15 protein-coding genes are annotated in these 15,969 nt (G+C 38.9%); 3 read left to right on the top strand and 12 right to left on the bottom strand.

Going from position 1 to position 15,969, the window contains the following annotated elements; translation table 11 throughout:
- Nucleotides 1-27: 27 nt before the first annotated feature.
- From ttcA to ccoN, 11 genes are all read right to left on the bottom strand, one after another.
- Nucleotides 28-942, bottom strand: a complete 915-nt coding sequence (gene ttcA / locus I6F49_RS07960) for a tRNA 2-thiocytidine(32) synthetase TtcA (RefSeq protein WP_197179643.1) — start codon at nucleotides 940-942, stop codon at nucleotides 28-30.
- Nucleotides 943-1,110: 168 nt separating this feature from the next.
- Nucleotides 1,111-2,043, bottom strand: a complete 933-nt coding sequence (gene uspE, locus I6F49_RS07955) for a universal stress protein UspE (RefSeq protein ID WP_197179641.1) — start codon at nucleotides 2,041-2,043, stop codon at nucleotides 1,111-1,113.
- A gap of 94 nt (nucleotides 2,044-2,137) precedes the next feature.
- Nucleotides 2,138-2,884 carry an FNR family transcription factor gene (locus I6F49_RS07950; RefSeq protein ID WP_197179639.1) on the bottom strand — a complete coding sequence of 249 codons (747 nt, stop codon included), beginning with the start codon at nucleotides 2,882-2,884 and terminating at the stop codon, nucleotides 2,138-2,140.
- Nucleotides 2,885-2,926: 42 nt separating this feature from the next.
- A complete protein-coding gene (locus I6F49_RS07945) occupies nucleotides 2,927-3,598 on the bottom strand; it encodes a sulfite exporter TauE/SafE family protein (protein WP_197179637.1) in 672 nt (223 codons plus the stop codon).
- Nucleotides 3,591-3,758 carry a cbb3-type cytochrome oxidase assembly protein CcoS gene (gene ccoS / locus I6F49_RS07940; RefSeq protein ID WP_002963071.1) on the bottom strand — a complete coding sequence of 56 codons (168 nt, stop codon included), beginning with the start codon at nucleotides 3,756-3,758 and terminating at the stop codon, nucleotides 3,591-3,593. Before ccoS ends, I6F49_RS07945 begins: the two co-directional genes overlap by 8 nt.
- Nucleotides 3,755-6,130, bottom strand: a complete 2,376-nt coding sequence (locus I6F49_RS07935) for a heavy metal translocating P-type ATPase (RefSeq protein WP_197179635.1) — start codon at nucleotides 6,128-6,130, stop codon at nucleotides 3,755-3,757. The genes ccoS and I6F49_RS07935 overlap by 4 nt, the downstream gene beginning before the upstream one ends.
- A gap of 8 nt (nucleotides 6,131-6,138) precedes the next feature.
- Nucleotides 6,139-6,630 (bottom strand): FixH family protein, encoded by a 492-nt coding sequence (locus I6F49_RS07930; protein WP_166420777.1) that lies wholly within the window; start codon nucleotides 6,628-6,630, stop codon nucleotides 6,139-6,141.
- A 149-nt stretch (nucleotides 6,631-6,779) separates the two neighbouring features.
- The gene (ccoP, locus tag I6F49_RS07925; RefSeq protein ID WP_197179633.1) at nucleotides 6,780-7,814 is read right to left on the bottom strand and encodes a cytochrome-c oxidase, cbb3-type subunit III; all 1,035 of its coding nucleotides are present in this window, start codon (nucleotides 7,812-7,814) and stop codon (nucleotides 6,780-6,782) included.
- The gene (locus I6F49_RS07920; protein WP_010554061.1) at nucleotides 7,811-7,996 is read right to left on the bottom strand and encodes a cbb3-type cytochrome oxidase subunit 3; all 186 of its coding nucleotides are present in this window, start codon (nucleotides 7,994-7,996) and stop codon (nucleotides 7,811-7,813) included. The genes ccoP and I6F49_RS07920 overlap by 4 nt, the downstream gene beginning before the upstream one ends.
- 5 nt (nucleotides 7,997-8,001) lie before the next feature.
- Nucleotides 8,002-8,676: a cytochrome-c oxidase, cbb3-type subunit II gene (gene ccoO / locus I6F49_RS07915; RefSeq protein ID WP_197179668.1), complete on the bottom strand. Its 675-nt coding sequence runs from the start codon at nucleotides 8,674-8,676 to the stop codon at nucleotides 8,002-8,004.
- A 12-nt stretch (nucleotides 8,677-8,688) separates the two neighbouring features.
- Nucleotides 8,689-10,122, bottom strand: coding sequence for a cytochrome-c oxidase, cbb3-type subunit I (gene ccoN / locus I6F49_RS07910; RefSeq protein WP_166420780.1), 1,434 nt, complete (start codon nucleotides 10,120-10,122; stop codon nucleotides 8,689-8,691).
- A 340-nt stretch (nucleotides 10,123-10,462) separates the two neighbouring features.
- On the opposite strand from ccoN, the gene I6F49_RS07905 reads away from it, so the two are divergent.
- The 3 genes from I6F49_RS07905 (at nucleotide 10,463) to I6F49_RS07895 (ending at nucleotide 15,653) form a co-directional block, all read left to right on the top strand.
- Complete coding sequence (locus I6F49_RS07905) at nucleotides 10,463-10,888, top strand: hypothetical protein (protein WP_197179631.1); 426 nt, start codon at nucleotides 10,463-10,465, stop codon at nucleotides 10,886-10,888.
- A 617-nt stretch (nucleotides 10,889-11,505) separates the two neighbouring features.
- Entirely contained in the window at nucleotides 11,506-14,193 is a 2,688-nt protein-coding gene (locus tag I6F49_RS07900; protein ID WP_197141469.1) for a TonB-dependent receptor, read from the top strand.
- A gap of 107 nt (nucleotides 14,194-14,300) precedes the next feature.
- Complete coding sequence (locus I6F49_RS07895; RefSeq protein ID WP_024599138.1) at nucleotides 14,301-15,653, top strand: hypothetical protein; 1,353 nt, start codon at nucleotides 14,301-14,303, stop codon at nucleotides 15,651-15,653.
- Between the two features lie 48 nt (nucleotides 15,654-15,701).
- Here I6F49_RS07895 and I6F49_RS07890 read toward each other — a convergent pair whose 3' ends face one another.
- Entirely contained in the window at nucleotides 15,702-15,956 is a 255-nt protein-coding gene (locus I6F49_RS07890; RefSeq protein ID WP_010554066.1) for a hypothetical protein, read from the bottom strand.
- Between the last annotated feature and the right edge of the window lie 13 nt (nucleotides 15,957-15,969).

Here is a 15,969-nt window from a genome sequence, read left to right as displayed (position 1 = left end):
TAAATCTTAGCTAACTATAACTAAAAGTTAGCTAAGATTTATAGTAACTACACTTGGCACTTCTTGTTCATCAAGTTCGCTACTTACAGGCACCTTAGGTATGTCAGGCTTATCAAGGGCAATATCGCCACCATCAATGATTTCACCTGTTTGTAAGTTTTTAAAATCAAACAAATCAGCATCAGCTAAATGTGAAGGCACGACGTTTTGCATGGCTGTAAAAATACTCTCAATACGGCCAGGGTGCTCTGCATCCCATTTAGCGAGCATTACTTTTGTATGTTTACGCTGCAAGTTCTCTTGTGAGCCACAAAGGTTACACGGGATTATAGGGTAGCCTTGTGTAAATGCGTATTGAGCTATATCGGTTTCTTTGCAGTATGCAAGAGGGCGAATAACCATGTGCTCACCGTTATCACTCATTAATTTAGCCGGCATACTTTTTAATTTACCGCCATAAAACATGTTTAAAAATAAGGTTTCAATCATGTCATCGCGGTGATGCCCAAGGGCTATTTTAGTCGCGCCTAGCTCTTTTGCTGTGCGGTATAAAATACCACGACGTAAGCGTGAGCAAAGTGAACACGTTGTTTTACCTTCAGGAATAATATCAGTAACAATACTGTAGGTATCTTCTTCTACTATTTTGTATTCAACATTTAGTTTATCAAGGTACTCAGGCAATACATGCTCAGGAAAACCGGGTTGTTTTTGATCTAGGTTTACAACAATAAGGTCAAACTTTATAGGTGCAACACGTTTTAAATGCTGGAGCATTTCGAGCATAGTGTAGCTGTCTTTGCCGCCAGAAAGGCATACCATTATGCGGTCGCCTTCTTCAATCATATTGAAGTCCATAACGGCTTGACCAGTTTGGCGACGTAAACGCTTTTGCAGCTTATTTAAGTTAAATTGAGCTTTAGCTTGATCTGAGTGTGACAATTACGCCCCCTAGTAAAACAATACAGCAAAGTTATTTGCTAAAAATAAAGGGGCGTATTATACCCAAACCACCTGAATATGCGAGTTTAGGATGTAATTAAAAGCGATTTAAACATGGTATTTTCAGCAAGTAATGTGCGGGCAGCTACTTGCTAAAAGATCTTTTGGTTAATCTAGTTTTTTTGCCAGCGGGCTTACGTAACCGTCAGGTTTAAGTGCCAGTACATCACAGTCTAGACTATCAATTACATGCTCTGCTGTATTACCCACAAGCGCCGCGCTTAAGCCAGTGCGTCCAACAGTACCAATAACAACTAATTCGCTATTTAACCGCTTAGCCACATCAGGAATTACATCTTCAGGTAGGCCTTCTTCAATAAAACATTGCTCTTGGCTTAAATTAAACTCAGCTGCCAATGCATTAGTTGATTCATGGTGATGCTTTTTAACTGATTCGTTATAGAGCCCAGGATTAAACTCAGGGATTTCGATTGCTATATTAATCGGTGTAGCGGGGTAGGCATTAACTAAATTAAGCTTTGCGTTGGCAAGTTCACATAAAAATTGTGCATCTTTAATAACGCGTTTATTAAGTGCTACATGCTCTTCATTTTCGCTAACCGCATTTACAGCAGCTAAAATATTACCGTTAGCAGGCCATGCCATTTCTTTTACAAACAATACAGGAGCGGGACATTTACGTACTAAGTGCCAATCGGTAGGGGTAAAAATAACTGACTTAAGTGCACCGTGTTGATGTGTGCCTTTAATAACTAAGTCGTATTTTTGCTCGATGACGGTATCGATTATGGCCTCGTAAGGGCGATTATGCCAAACCACTTGGGTTTCAATATTTATATCTTTATAAGGAGAGACTAAATCGTTTAGCCATAGCTCACGATCTTTTAATACGGCGTCACGCATTGCTTCACGTTCATCGCCAGAGAGCATGGTTGTCATTTCATAAGAGAAGTCGTACACCGTCATAAAAGCGGTAATACTTGCGCCAGACTTTTTAGCTAAATCTATTGAACGTGCTAAACCGTGTTGATCATCTTTGGTAGGGTCAATAACCGCAATAATGCGTTTAATAGTGTTCATATGCTACTCCATTTACATAACGGGTGTACATTTAGTGTAACGTAAATATAAAACAGTTAAAGGGGTAGCATATAAATTGTTGTTCTAAATCAAACTATTTAATTTGACGAGATTTTACTATTGCTGCAGTTTTAGCCAAGGCATCGTTATCTAAAATAGTAATAAATTTACCCTCTACTTTTATTAAGTCCGCTTTTTGAAAACGACTTAATAAACGACTAATCGTTTCTACAGTTAGGCCTAGGTAGTTGCCTATTTCACCGCGAGTCATCGTAAATCTAAATTCTTTACGTGAAAAACCACGCTCGCCAAAACGCTCAGATAAGTTATAAATAAAACTAGCTAGGCGCTCTTCTGCTGATTTTTTATTAAGTAATAACAGCATTTCTTGATCGTATGTAATTTCGCTGCTCATTAAACGCATTATTTGTTGGCGAAGTTTTGGTAATTTACCAGCAAGCTCATCAAGCGTATCAAATGGAATTTCGCATACCATTGACGTTTCTAGCGCTTGCGAAAAGCTTTGATGCGCCATTTTACTTATCGCGTCAAAACCCACTAAGTCGCCTGCTAAATGAAAACCAGTAATTTGCTCATCGCCTTGCTCTGATAATGTGTATGATTTAAATGAGCCAGAACGTACCGCATATATAGCTTGCAGCGGTGCGCCTGATTCAAATAGATAGTCGCCTTTATGCAGTGGTTTTCTTCGCTCAATAATTTCGTCAAGCTTATCCATTTCTTGGCCATTAAGTGAAAATGGCAAACACAATTGACTAATACTGCAATTATTACAGCTAATAGCACAATTACCCTTAGCGCGACTTTGAGAAAAATCCATAATTTAATCCGTTTTTAATTTTTATTCACGACGTTGTCTAGATTAGTGTACCAGCTTGTCGGTTGCAATAATCAATAAGTAGATACCATACCAAATTATAACACTGCCTAATACAATGCGAGTCCATGGGTGGTTAATAATAGTATTTAGTTTTTGTGCAGTAACGCCTAAAGTGATCATTGCCGGAAAAGTACCTAAAGCAAAAAAAAGCATCACTAAAGCACCATCTAAAGCACTTGGGCTAGTCATTGCCCATGTAAGCGCTGAATATACCAAACCACAAGGCAGCCATCCCCACAGAGCACCGTAACCTAGGGCTTTAAAAGGGGTGTTAATAGGCATTAAATATTTGTTGAGCTTAACAATGTGCTGCCACACCAAGGTTTTACCAACCTTTTCAAGCCATTGCAAAGTGGGCCCTAAGCGCATTATATACACGCCGACTAGGAGCATAAAAATAGCAGCAATGAATGAAAGGGCTAAAGAAAAAGACGTATTTTGCCGTGCAAATTGGCTACTAATTCCAGCAACAAGCGCGCCTGCTGCCATGTAGCTCAGTGCACGTCCAATATTATAAGCAAATGAATAGGTAAACGTTTTACGTTTATCACTTGCCAGTTGTAATGAGCTTGCTATACCACCGCACATGGCAATGCAATGTCCGCTACCTATTAGCCCCATTAAGAATGCGCTGGTATAAAGAGGGTCAATCATTACTTTTGTTATGTTGCTCTTTGTCGTCTTCAAACAAAATGCTGTGACCTTGCTTGTTTAAGTCAGAAAATTGCTCGCTTTTTACAGCCCAAAAGAAAACGCCTATAGCAATAATGACAAACAAAATAGCAATGGGGATCAAAATGTAAATTATGCTCATAACTTTAATAGCCTTAGTGAGTTGCTTATCACAATAATTGAGCTGGCAGACATGCCAATCACAGCCATCCACGGAGCAACTAAGCCCAATGCTGCCAGTGGTAATATGGATGCATTATACAATAAAGACAGCGCAAGGTTTTGCTTAATAATGCGCCTGGTTTGTTTAGCTACATTAAGTAAGTGATCGATTGAGGCTAAATCGCTATTAAGAAGCACCACATCGGCGCTATTTTTAGATATATCTGCACCTGTTTCCATGGCAATTGATAAGTGTGCGCTGGCAAATACTGGGCTGTCGTTTACACCATCGCCGACCATAGCAACCACTTCGTTTTGTGACGCCCACTGTTCAACGGCTGTTTGTTTATCTTGTGGGGAGCATCCAGATTGCACGCTTTTGAGTTTAAGTTGTTTTGCTACTTTTTGGCCTGCATCTGAGGCGTCACCGGTTAACATATGACACGTTAAGTTTTGCGATTGAAGAGACTCTATAAGTTTTTTAGCATCATTTTTAACTTTATCAACAAAGTAAAAACGTGCAACAACTTGTTTATTTATATATAAGCTTGCTTGTGCATTTGATTTTTTGCTATCAAACCAACCACTTTTACCAATTGCGTAATGATGAGTTGCATCTTGTGCGCTAATGCCCAGCCCTGGGTGTACTTCAACGTTATCAAGGTTATGCTGAGCAGGTGTGATTTCATCAAATGCGCTAGCGATAGGGTGTTCAGAATAGCGCTCCAACCTAGCTGCAATATCGAGGATTTGTGTTTTTGTGTATTGCTTATCGATTATATCGACTTCATCAAGGCTAAATTTACCTTGTGTAAGAGTGCCTGTTTTATCAAATGCAAATAAAGTAATTTGTGAGAGTGTTTCGAGCACATGCGCTTGTTTTATTAACACGCCTTTGCGAGTAAGTGTTGCTACGGCGCAGGTAAGCGCGGTAGGTATGGCTAAACTCAACGCACATGGACAGGTAGCAACCAAAACCGAAATAGTAATCCAAAATGCGTGTTCTGGATCAATTTGGTACCAACCAATAGCGGTAAGCGAAGCAAATATGAGTAAACACGCAATAAACCACTGAGCTACTTTATCAGTAATTTCAACTAGCTTAGGCCGCTTAGTGAGTGCGTTGTGTTGTAGGCGTATAATTTGATTTAAAAGTGTATTTTGGCCAATTTTATTGATTTTTATTTCAATAACACCATCGTGGTTAACGCAACCGGCATAAACATTGTGACCAATAAATTTAGTTACGGGTTGATGTTCACCGGTCATCATAGACTCATCAACCGTGGTTTTACCTTTAATGAGTTCGCCATCGGCAGGAATTGTCTCACCCGCTTTAATAAGTACGATGTCATTAAGTTTTAGTTTTTTTGCTGCAATTATAAGCTCGTCACCACTTTCGTTAATAGTGCGCGCTGTTAATGGCAGTAGTTTTTGTAAGTTGGCAGTAAACTCGCTCGCTTTTAAACGTGCTCTAAATTCAAGGTATTTTCCCAATAACAGCAAAAAGGTAAACATACATACAGATTCAAAATATACCTCGCCCACTTCCATAAATGTAGCGTAACAGCTTGCACCAAATGCACCAAAAATAGCCAGCGAGACAGGTAAATCCATATTGAGTTGTTTAGCTTTTAAGCCATTTATAGCATTGGTTAAAAAGGGCAGTGCGCTATATAGAACAACGGGAGAGGCAAGTACTAAGCTGATCCACCTAAAATACTGCTCAAAATTACTGTCCATACCTGAAAACATGCCAAAGTACATGGCAAATGCAAACATCATTACTTGCATGGTCATTAAGCCTGCTACACCTAAACGGCGAATATAGGCTTTTGCAGTTTGCTGTTTTTGTTGTGCTTCAGTATCGGCTTGAAATGGATAGGCTTTGTAACCAATCTTAGCAAGCGCGGTAATTACTTCACTCAATGGGGTTCTGGTTTTATCCCACTGAATCATAGCGCGGTTGGTTGAGGTATTTACATCAACACGTTTAACTGTGTTTAAATTTAAAAGTTGTTTTTCGATAAGCCACGCACACGCTGCGCAGGTTATACCCTCAACGCTTAACAATACCTCTGAGATAGTATCGTTAGTCGCTATAAATTCGTCTTGGATGTCTTCGTTGTCATAACTTTTTATAAATGCGAGTTGCTCAGGTACTAGCTGTTCTACTTTACCGGCACGTACGGTGCGGTATTTGTAGTAATCGGTCATACCTTGGTCAACAATGTTTTGTGCAACAGCTTGGCAGCCAATGCAACACATTGGCTGGGCTTTGTCGTCAATTATAACGCTGGCACTAAATCCATTTGGCACACTCTCAAGGCAATGAAAACAAGAGTTAGACATAGTTATGACTACTTATAATTAGGAGTAACTAAAACGGTTTGTTCAGTTGGTAACGTTATATTTTCTTTCATTTTCCAACTGCCATCTATTGGCTCAATAAATACAGAATATGCACCCGGTGTATACTCATTAAGTAATGCAGTAAATTCTTGATTGGCATTAGGAGTCAGTGTTGCTTCAAAGTCGTGTGCTTTTATGGTGCGATGGTAAAACGAGAGTTTTAACACATGCACATTGCTGCTGTCGCCTTTTGTAAATTTAAAGCTTACACGTTCGTTAGTTACATTTAACTCGCCATGTAAATAAAGTGCCTTTGCTTTTTCAAACTTAGTCAGTTCTAAGTTTATTGCTTTACCTTTTTTATAGTAGTCGTCAACAACCATGTCTGGGCCGTTACCTATTGCTGTAATAAATAAGCTAATACAGCCAATAATGGCAACTAACGGAAAAAAGATTAAAAACCAAGGCCAAAAATTTTTATACCACGGAGTAGGTTGCATAGTGTCTCTAAAGTAAGTTTAGGAAGCGTTATTTTATAGGAATTATACGTAAAAGACTAAAAAAAAGCCTCACAGTGGAGGCTTTTTTGATCTGGATTAATCTATTGAATTAAATAAATTAATTTATAAACATTTTATTAACCGCGTGCTTATTTATCTTGCGATAAACTGTAAACATAGGCAGTTAATAAGTGAATCTTATCTTCACCTAAAATGTCTTTCCATGCAGGCATTACACCGGCACGGCCGTGGTTAAGAGTTTCTTCAACAGCACGTTGAGAACCACCATATAACCAAATGTTATCAGTCAGGTTAGGCGCGCCAAATGGTAGGTTATGTGCAACCGACCCTTTACCGTCAGCACCATGACATGCGGCACACATTGCAAACTTAGCGGCACCTGCGTCTGCGTCTTTTTGGTTAACAGTACGACCAGAAAGGCTCAGCACATGTGCTGTCATTTCTTTAACGCCTTGTTCGCCAAGAGCAGGACCCCAAGCTGGCATTGCTGCAATACGACCATAAAGAAGTGTTTCTTTAATTTTGTCAGGTGTTCCGCCATATAACCAATCTTTATCAGTTAGGTTAGGGAAGCCAGTACCACCACGTCCATCAGAGCCATGGCATTGCGCGCAGTTTTGTGAGAATAAACGCTGACCAATTTCAATGGCTACTTGGCCATCTGTTTGCTCATGTTTGTCGCCATTTCCAAGAGCAGCTTGCTGCGCAGCGTCACCTTCAAACTTAGAATTAACTAAATCTAAAACAGGTACCTGCGCCAGTCTATTAAAAATAGGACCAAAGCGTTCTTCTGCAGCTTCGTACTCTTTATCAAGTTTTACAAAACGACCTTCTTCTTTCGCTTTAGCAATCGCTTCTTTAGATTCAGCTAAAGAGGTAATACCTTGGTTAGAGCTCGTCCATTTACCTAAACCTTCCCAGTTACCTAAACCTGGGTAAGCCGCAAGGTAATATACAGACCAAATAAAAGTTGCGAAAAACATGTAAGTCCACCACTTTGGCAGTGGATTATTTAGTTCTTCAATTCCATCATATTCATGTCCGCAGCTTTCACCTTCAGGTACACCAGCGTAGTTTTTTAAATTCCACACGAGTAAACCAAACAAAATGCACAAACATGATAGGGTTAATACAATAACCCAAATACTCCAAAAGCTAGTCATTTTTCAGACTCCTTTTCCTCGTTAGAGAGTGTGTTGTCATGTTTTTTTTCATCTTCGAAAATGGCATTAGCGGCGCTGTCAAAACGAGTTTTGCTTCGCTTGCTATATGCCCATGCAACAATCACAATAAACAATACTAAAATTACCAGAGTCAAAATGCCTCTGTATGTTCCGTAATCCATAATTTTTACTTCAAGTGGGTACCAAGTTGCTGTAAATACGCGATTAGAGCTTGTATTTCTGTTGCGCCTTTGCCGTCATTCATAGCATTAACTTTATCAACATCAGCTTGAAGCTCTTCGTCGCTGCCATAACCTAGACCGCCGTAACGGTCTGTGCGGCTATCAATTCCAAAATTATCACGGAAAATTTGTAGTTTTTTCAGAGTGAGGCTGGTATCAAGCGTATTCTCTGCTAACCAAGGAAATCCTGGCATGTTCGACTCAGGAACCACTGCACGTGGATCAACTAAGTGAGCATAGTGCCAGTCGTCCGAGTAGCGCTTACCAACACGAGCCAAGTCAGGACCAGTACGTTTAGAACCCCATAAAAACGGATGATCCCAAACAGATTCACCGGCTACAGAGTAGTGACCATAACGCTCAACTTCATCACGAAAAGGACGAATCATTTGCGTATGACAAGTATGACAACCTTCTTTAACAAATATATCCCGGCCTTCCATTTCAAGTGCGCTAAGTGGGCGTAGACCATCCACAGGCTTAGTTGTATCGTCTTGGAACATTAGCGGAGTAATTTCAACTAACGCACCAAAGCTAATAGCAAAAACAGTCAGAATAGCCATAAGGCCAATGTTCTTTTCTATTATTTCATGTTTGTTTTGTGACTTTTTATTGCTCATCATCTCACTCCGTTATGCTAATTGTGCTTGCGCGTCTAGTTTCAGAGATTCTTTCTCAGCTGAAATAGTGCGATAAACGTTATAAGCCATAACTAACATACCTACTACGATGAATACACCGCCTACAAAGCGCATGATATAGAAAGGATGCGACGCTTCTAAAGACTGCACAAAGCTGTACATCAATGTACCGTCAGCATTTACTGCACGCCACATTAGACCTTGCATTACACCTGAAATCCACATTGCAACGATGTATAAAACAACACCTACAGTGTGTAACCAGAAGTGGGTATTAACCAATTTAACGCTATACATACGACCTTGCGCGAATAACGCAGGAATTAAGTGGTAAATAGCACCAATTGAAATCATAGCAACCCAACCTAGCGCACCTGAGTGTACGTGGCCGATTGTCCAATCTGTGTAGTGAGATAACGCATTTACAGATTTAATTGCCATCATAGGACCTTCAAACGTAGACATACCGTAGAAAGACAATGAAACAACTAAGAAACGCAGTATTGGGTCGGTACGTAGTTTATGCCATGCGCCAGACAGTGTCATAATACCGTTAATCATACCACCCCAAGACGGTACGAATAGGATAATAGACATAACCATACCTAAACTTTGCGTCCAATCAGGAAGCGCTGTGTAGTGAAGGTGATGAGGACCAGCCCAGATATATAATGAGATTAAAGCCCAAAAGTGAACTACCGATAAACGGTATGAATACACCGGACGACCTGCTTGTTTTGGTACAAAGTAATACATCATACCCAAGAAACCAGCAGTTAGTAGGAAGCCTACAGCATTATGTCCGTACCACCACTGAACCATCGCATCTACGGCACCTGCATAGATTGAGTATGATTTAGTTAACGACACAGGCACTGCCATGCTGTTTACAATATGAAGCACTGCAACAGTAATAATAAAGCCAGCGTAGAACCAGTTAGCAACATAAATGTGCGACACTTTACGCTTAATTAAAGTACCAAAAAATACAACTGCGTAAACAATCCAAACCACAGCGATTAAAATATCGATTGGCCATTCAAGTTCTGCATATTCTTTTGAGCTAGTAATACCTAAAGGTAGCGTTATTACAGCTAATACAATAACTAGCTGCCAACCCCAAAAAGAAAAGGCGGCAAGTTTGTCTGAGAAAAGACGCGTTTGACAAGTACGTTGTACGACGTAATAAGACGTCGCAAAAAGTGCACTAGTACCAAATGCGAAAATTACTGCGTTCGTGTGTAACGGACGTAGTCGAGAGTAAGTTAACCATGGTGTATCAAAGTTAAGTGCTGGCCAAGCTAATTGGGCAGCAATCAGAACCCCAATACTCATGCCAACGATGCCCCAAATCACTGTCATAATAGCGAATTGGCGTACAACCTTATAGTTATACTCAGTTTGTGATGCTACTGTTTGGCTCATTTTCTGGCTTCCGCTGCAATAAATGCGTTTAGAAATGAATTACCCACCTTTAAAAGTGGGGCCTACTATTTTCCCCAAGCGTGTTATCTAAAACTTTCAGTACATGAAAGCTTCAGAAAAAAAACTTGAGAAACCCTTATTTTTTGCGGGTGAAATGATAAATTTTTTGGCCTAAAAAAGATAGATCAATTACATAAAATTATGACATCAATCAAACTTTGTGAGCTTGTTGTTTATTTTTTGATACAGTTTGTGCCTAATTTGGCCTAATAGTAACACTCGCACTTGTTATTTACAGTCACGATTATTAGTATTTGCTTTTATTTAGTGCGAAATTGTTATGCTTATATATAGGTTAAGTTTATTCACTGTGGTATTTTTTTTATTAACAGCGTGTGATTTTTCTAAAAATACAGATGAAAAATTTCTTAAAAACGCCCAATGCGAAGCCAATGAGCCGTGTACTTTTTCAAATGATGTTAAAGTATGGTTAAGCGAGAAAAGCCTTTCCCCCGAAACCCCATTTACTATCTTTAGTGACTTACCTGCAAACGTTACAATTGAAGATGCTAAGCTTAAAGGCATTACTATGTATATGGGCTACATTCCTCAACAATTTAAAAAACATAATGATCTTTGGCAAAGTAATGCAATGGTTGGCATTTGTTCCGAGCAAAATATGCTCTGGAATTTAGAGTTAACCGTTAAAGATAATGCCACCTCAGTAATACAAACTCTCAATTATTCTTTTTACGTAACTTATTAAAGTTGCGGCTGCAAACTCTTGCATACAGCTTACATTTTTGGTGTGAGTTCGTTTCTTATACCGATTATTTGAGTGACAAGATCAATAAAATTGCCTTTTTAGGTTTTGATACTGATAAAGCTTCAATGGTGAATGAGTGCTCTAAAAAAGTTCAACTTTAATTGCGACTGAATAAAAAATCTAATCAAAAAACGTCCTAAAGTAGCTAAATCAGACTATTTAATCGCTAAGCATGCATAAATATGGTTAGTAATTAACATTTAGTTTTGCGGTTTTAATAATGCACTGTGATTAACTTGTTAATTTATCTAAATTTGGTACATCATTCGATTAATTACATTTAATTACAAAGTGGTGCGGTTTGATTTCATCTGTATTGCTTAAATTTTTATTTGAACTCAATGCCTTGATATGGTTATGTATTTATTTGTTAACAATGAAACAAGTTGTAACGTATGTTCCTAATAAAGTTGTTCTATTTTGTTGTTATATATAAAATAAACAGTCGTTAAGTTTTCGTTCAGTTAAAAGCGCCTAAGTTGCCCGCCTAACTCACTATTCTTATAACAAGTGAGCATTACCAATAAAGGTAAATTTTCAACAAGTAGGGTTCTTTCATGAAAAAATCAACTCTTGGCTTAGCTGTAATTACAGCGATACCAATGTTTTCAAGTGTGCAAGTTTTAGCGGCTGACGAAGCAGTAAAATCAATCGAAAAAATTCAAGTGACGGGTTCTCGTATTAAGCGTTCTGACATGGAAACCGCTAGCCCAGTTACACTAATTGGTGCAGATGAGATCAGAGCTTCTGGCGCTACATCGGTTGATAGTGTTCTTCAGCAAATGACCGCTACTGGCGGCGCAATGACTAATCCAGGCGTTAACAATGGTTCTGGCGGTGGTGCATCAATAGATCTACGTGGTTTAGGTTCACAACGTACATTAGTACTTGTAAACGGCCGTCGTATGATCAACTCAGGTACTGGCGCAGCTTCTACAGTTGATTTAAACACTATCCCAGTTTCTATGATCAAGCAGATAGAAGTACTTAAAGATGGCGCATCTGCTGTTTATGGTACTGATGCTGTTGCTGGTGTTGTGAATATCATTCTAAAAAATGATTTTGAAGGCTTAGATTTAAACGTTAACTCAGCAATGACATCAAAGCACGATGCATCTGAAACATCTATCGACTTTACAGTTGGTACTTCATTCGATAAAGGTAATATTGTATTTGGCGCTCAGTACACGAATCGTGGAGAAGCTAGCCAAGGCGATCGTGGTTTTGCTAACTGTCCTTTATTTGAAGGTGAAAACGGTCTTTTCTGTGGTGGTTCATCATTTAGTGAAGGCGGCCATATCTATAACGTAAACACTACAGGTATTACTAATAGTGAAGGCGAAGTAGAGCAAAAAGGTTTAGCAAACGACAGCGGTTTAAGCAACCGTGGTGGTAGTTTACATCGTTTTACTGATGCAGCAGATGCTTACAACTACGCAGAGCAAAGCTACTTATACACGCCAATGGAACGTTTAAACCTTACTGGTATGGGTACTTATGAGTTAAGCGACGATACTAGCTTTTTCAGTGAGTTTACTTACACTAAACGTTGGTCAGAACAGCAATTAGCTCCACAGCCTATTAATTTTGGTTTTAATTATAACGAAAGTATGGGTAATAGTTTATTAGGCCAAACGTATGATAAACGTCAAGTTGCTAATGGTGCATTTGTAGAAGATGCTAATGGTAATTTTGTAACAACACCAACTAACTACGCTTACAATGACAATATTAGCTACCGTCGCCGTATGACTGAAAGTGGTGCACGTGGTTTATCTCAAACAGTAGATACAGTACGTATTGTTGTTGGTGCTGAAGGTGTGATCAGTGATTACTCTTGGGATTTCTCTGCTAACTTTGGTCGTAATGATTCAGTAGATAAATTAAGTAACCTACATAATGTTTCTGCTATTAATACTGCAATTTCAGCAGGTACATTTAATCCATTAAATGAAGCTGATTGGGCTTTATCTAATGTACAAGACTACATTTACACAGAGCAAAACTCAGGTGGGAGTCAGTTATTCATTTTGGCAGCATCACTTTCAGGTGAAATGTTTGAAATGCCAGCAGGTTATGCAGCGTTTGCTGCAGGCGTTGAGCGCCGTCAAGAAAAAGCGTTTTATACACCTGACTCAATTTCTGCACAAGGCTTAGGTAATGATCCTCGTGTTGATGCAACTAGCGGTGGATTTGATGTAAACGAAGCCTACGTTGAATTTGCAATTCCACTACTTGCTGATGCACCTTTTGCTGACGCAGTTGAGCTTAGTGCAGCTATTCGTGCATTTGATTACAGCACGTTTGGTTCAGACGAAACTTGGAAGCTAGGTTTAACATGGCGTGTAAATGACGAACTAATGCTACGTGGTGTTCGTTCAACAGCATTCCGTGCTCCTACAGTTGATGAGCTTTACTCTGGTAACGCTCCATCTTACGAGCAAGTTAGCTACCCAGGCGCAGATAGCCAAGCTGAAGTAACAGTCGGTGGCAACATCAACTTAACTCCAGAAGAAGCAGATACGCTTACTGTTGGTGTTGTTTACGAGCCAGAATGGTTGGATGGCTTCTCAATGACTGTAGATTACTACGACATTGAAATCGAAAACGCTATTTCTACTTACAATAACCAATATGTTGTTGACCAATGTATCGGTAATGCAAACAGCAGTACTAATGCAATTTGTACAAGTACTTCTGCTGTGTTCCAAGCTGATGGCCGTATTGTTTTCAATAACCAATTACGTAATATTGGTTCTGAGAAAACGTCTGGCATCGATTTAAACCTTACTTATGCGTTTGATGCATTAGGTTTAAGCTGGAAAACAGGCTTAGATACAACTTATTTAGATGAGTATGTTGTTGATACAGGCGCAGTAGTAGATTACTCAGGCTTTATCACTGGTGGTGCTGGCGGTTACGCAGATATTAAATCTAACTTTAACTTAAACGTTAAAGGTGACAACTGGGATGCTACATATGAAGCGCGTTATATTGCTGGAATGGACAGCTTTGCATGTATCGGCGATGATACCTGTTTAGCTCCTGAAACACCTTCAATTGTATATCACGATATTAGTGCTTCTTACATGATCAATGATGTGTTAACTGTTTCTGCAGGCGTTAATAACATGTTTGATAAAGAGCCACCGTACTACTCAGGTAATAATGATTCAAACACTGACCCGTACACTTACGACACATTAGGTCGTCGTTTATTTGCTGGTATCAATATTAAACTATAATATCTAGCACATTAACCGTATTAAGGCTCAGTATTTACTGGGCCTTTTTTATTGAACAAAACAAAGGAGACAAGTACACTAAAACGATATTTTAGAAGGAGAACTGATTGTTAAAACAAGATGAAAACTTATCTTTTGTCATTGAGCCAGAACTAACTCCTCGTTCTGAACAGCGCATAGATCTGTATTTTTCTATCCCTAATGAAATGGGGATTAATCCGCAAACGCTTACCGAAGAATCATATTTTAATAACCACTTCAAATCTCATTTAGCGTATAACGCGAATAATATACACTTGCCTTTGGTTCGAAGCCGCTTTGTGAGTAAAAATAAAGGTGAGCAACAAGATTATCGTCAAAATCTTAACTTATTTTGTTATCAAGTACGTTTAGCCCTTGATGCCGATATAAAAGACGCGTTAAAAATTGACGAAGCCGAAGACTTTTATAAACGTGCTAACGAAGTATATGAACAAAGTGAGGGGCTTTTAAAAAAGCTGCGCCGCTATACACCAGATGACGAAAAGCTACTGCCATTTTTTACCAATGCTGATAACTATTTAAGTTGGCATGTTGAGCAATCTTTTTTAAAGCTTTTAGATGAAGGGCCCCGTAGTAGCGATTATGCAAAAGAACGTAACGATTTAATGCAGTTTTGTAAAAACGAAAATGCGTACCGGGCCGACAAAAACTATAATTCTGAAACCACAATGCAAGACGCTAATCGAATAACAAATAAAATGCGCTTGTTACAACGCTTAATTGAGCACGGCGTAATATTACAGCGTCAAACGCGGTTTCTTAATAGCTACCTTAAGCGATTAGTTAAGGGCACTGTAACAGCTGTTATCATGGCCTTTGTGATGGTAGTAATACTTAATGCTCGCTCAACATTTACTGAAGTCACCGCGACGCTTATTTTAATTTTAGGGGTTATTTACGGGCTACGTGAAATATTTAAAGAAGATATTACGCGTATGATTTGGCGAGCTATTGTACAAGGGCGACCTAAGTGGCGATTTAGTTTTAAAAATAGTATTACCAAAGACAAAATAGCGAGTCAGCTAATTTGGCTTGAATACACACGCTTTAAAAAAATCCCTAAAGAAGTAAAGTCTATATTTTCAAAACGTCGACAGCAAAATAAACAAGCTGCGCAGTGGTTACATTTTGCAAGTGAAACGCGTGTAAGTGCAAAAGAATTTTTACCCGGTTACGATACCTTGCAACAAACTCTGCAATTTAGTCTTGCGCCATTTGCGCGTTATTTAAAACGTGGTGAAGGGAAGTTATATCATTTAGACAGTAATAAAATATCTAAACAGGCGGTTGAGCGGCGCTACCAACTTAACATGGTGCTTGTGCTGACTGAGGAAGATAGAACACTTTACCAACGCTATAAAATAACGTTAAATCGCAGTAAAATCGTCAATATTGAGCTTATTTACTCGAAAAAGTAAGCTTATGAATAAAAAAGGGACTGATAAAATCAGTCCTTTTTTTTAAATTTATTTATTAGCTAAACCATGTTTACTATATAAAGTTACTTTGTCTGACACTAGCGTGATCTCGATATTTTTCGCTTCATCGCCCCACACACAATTAGTATGCAGTGTTTTTTCAACACAGTTATCAGCACTGCCTAAAATGGTTTCAACTTCAGTCTTATCCATACCTACTTTAATTTTTTCGTAGCTTTCAAGGCTTACTTTAGAACAAGCCGCAAGGCTTAATGTAGCTGCGATGATAAGGAGTTTTTTCATTGTTATATCCTAC

The sequence above is a fragment of the Pseudoalteromonas sp. SWN166 genome (assembly GCF_015864485.1).
GTDB lineage: Bacteria > Pseudomonadota > Gammaproteobacteria > Enterobacterales > Alteromonadaceae > Pseudoalteromonas.
Note: the sequence above shows the minus strand (reverse complement) of the source record. Positions and strands in the feature narration are given on the sequence as shown.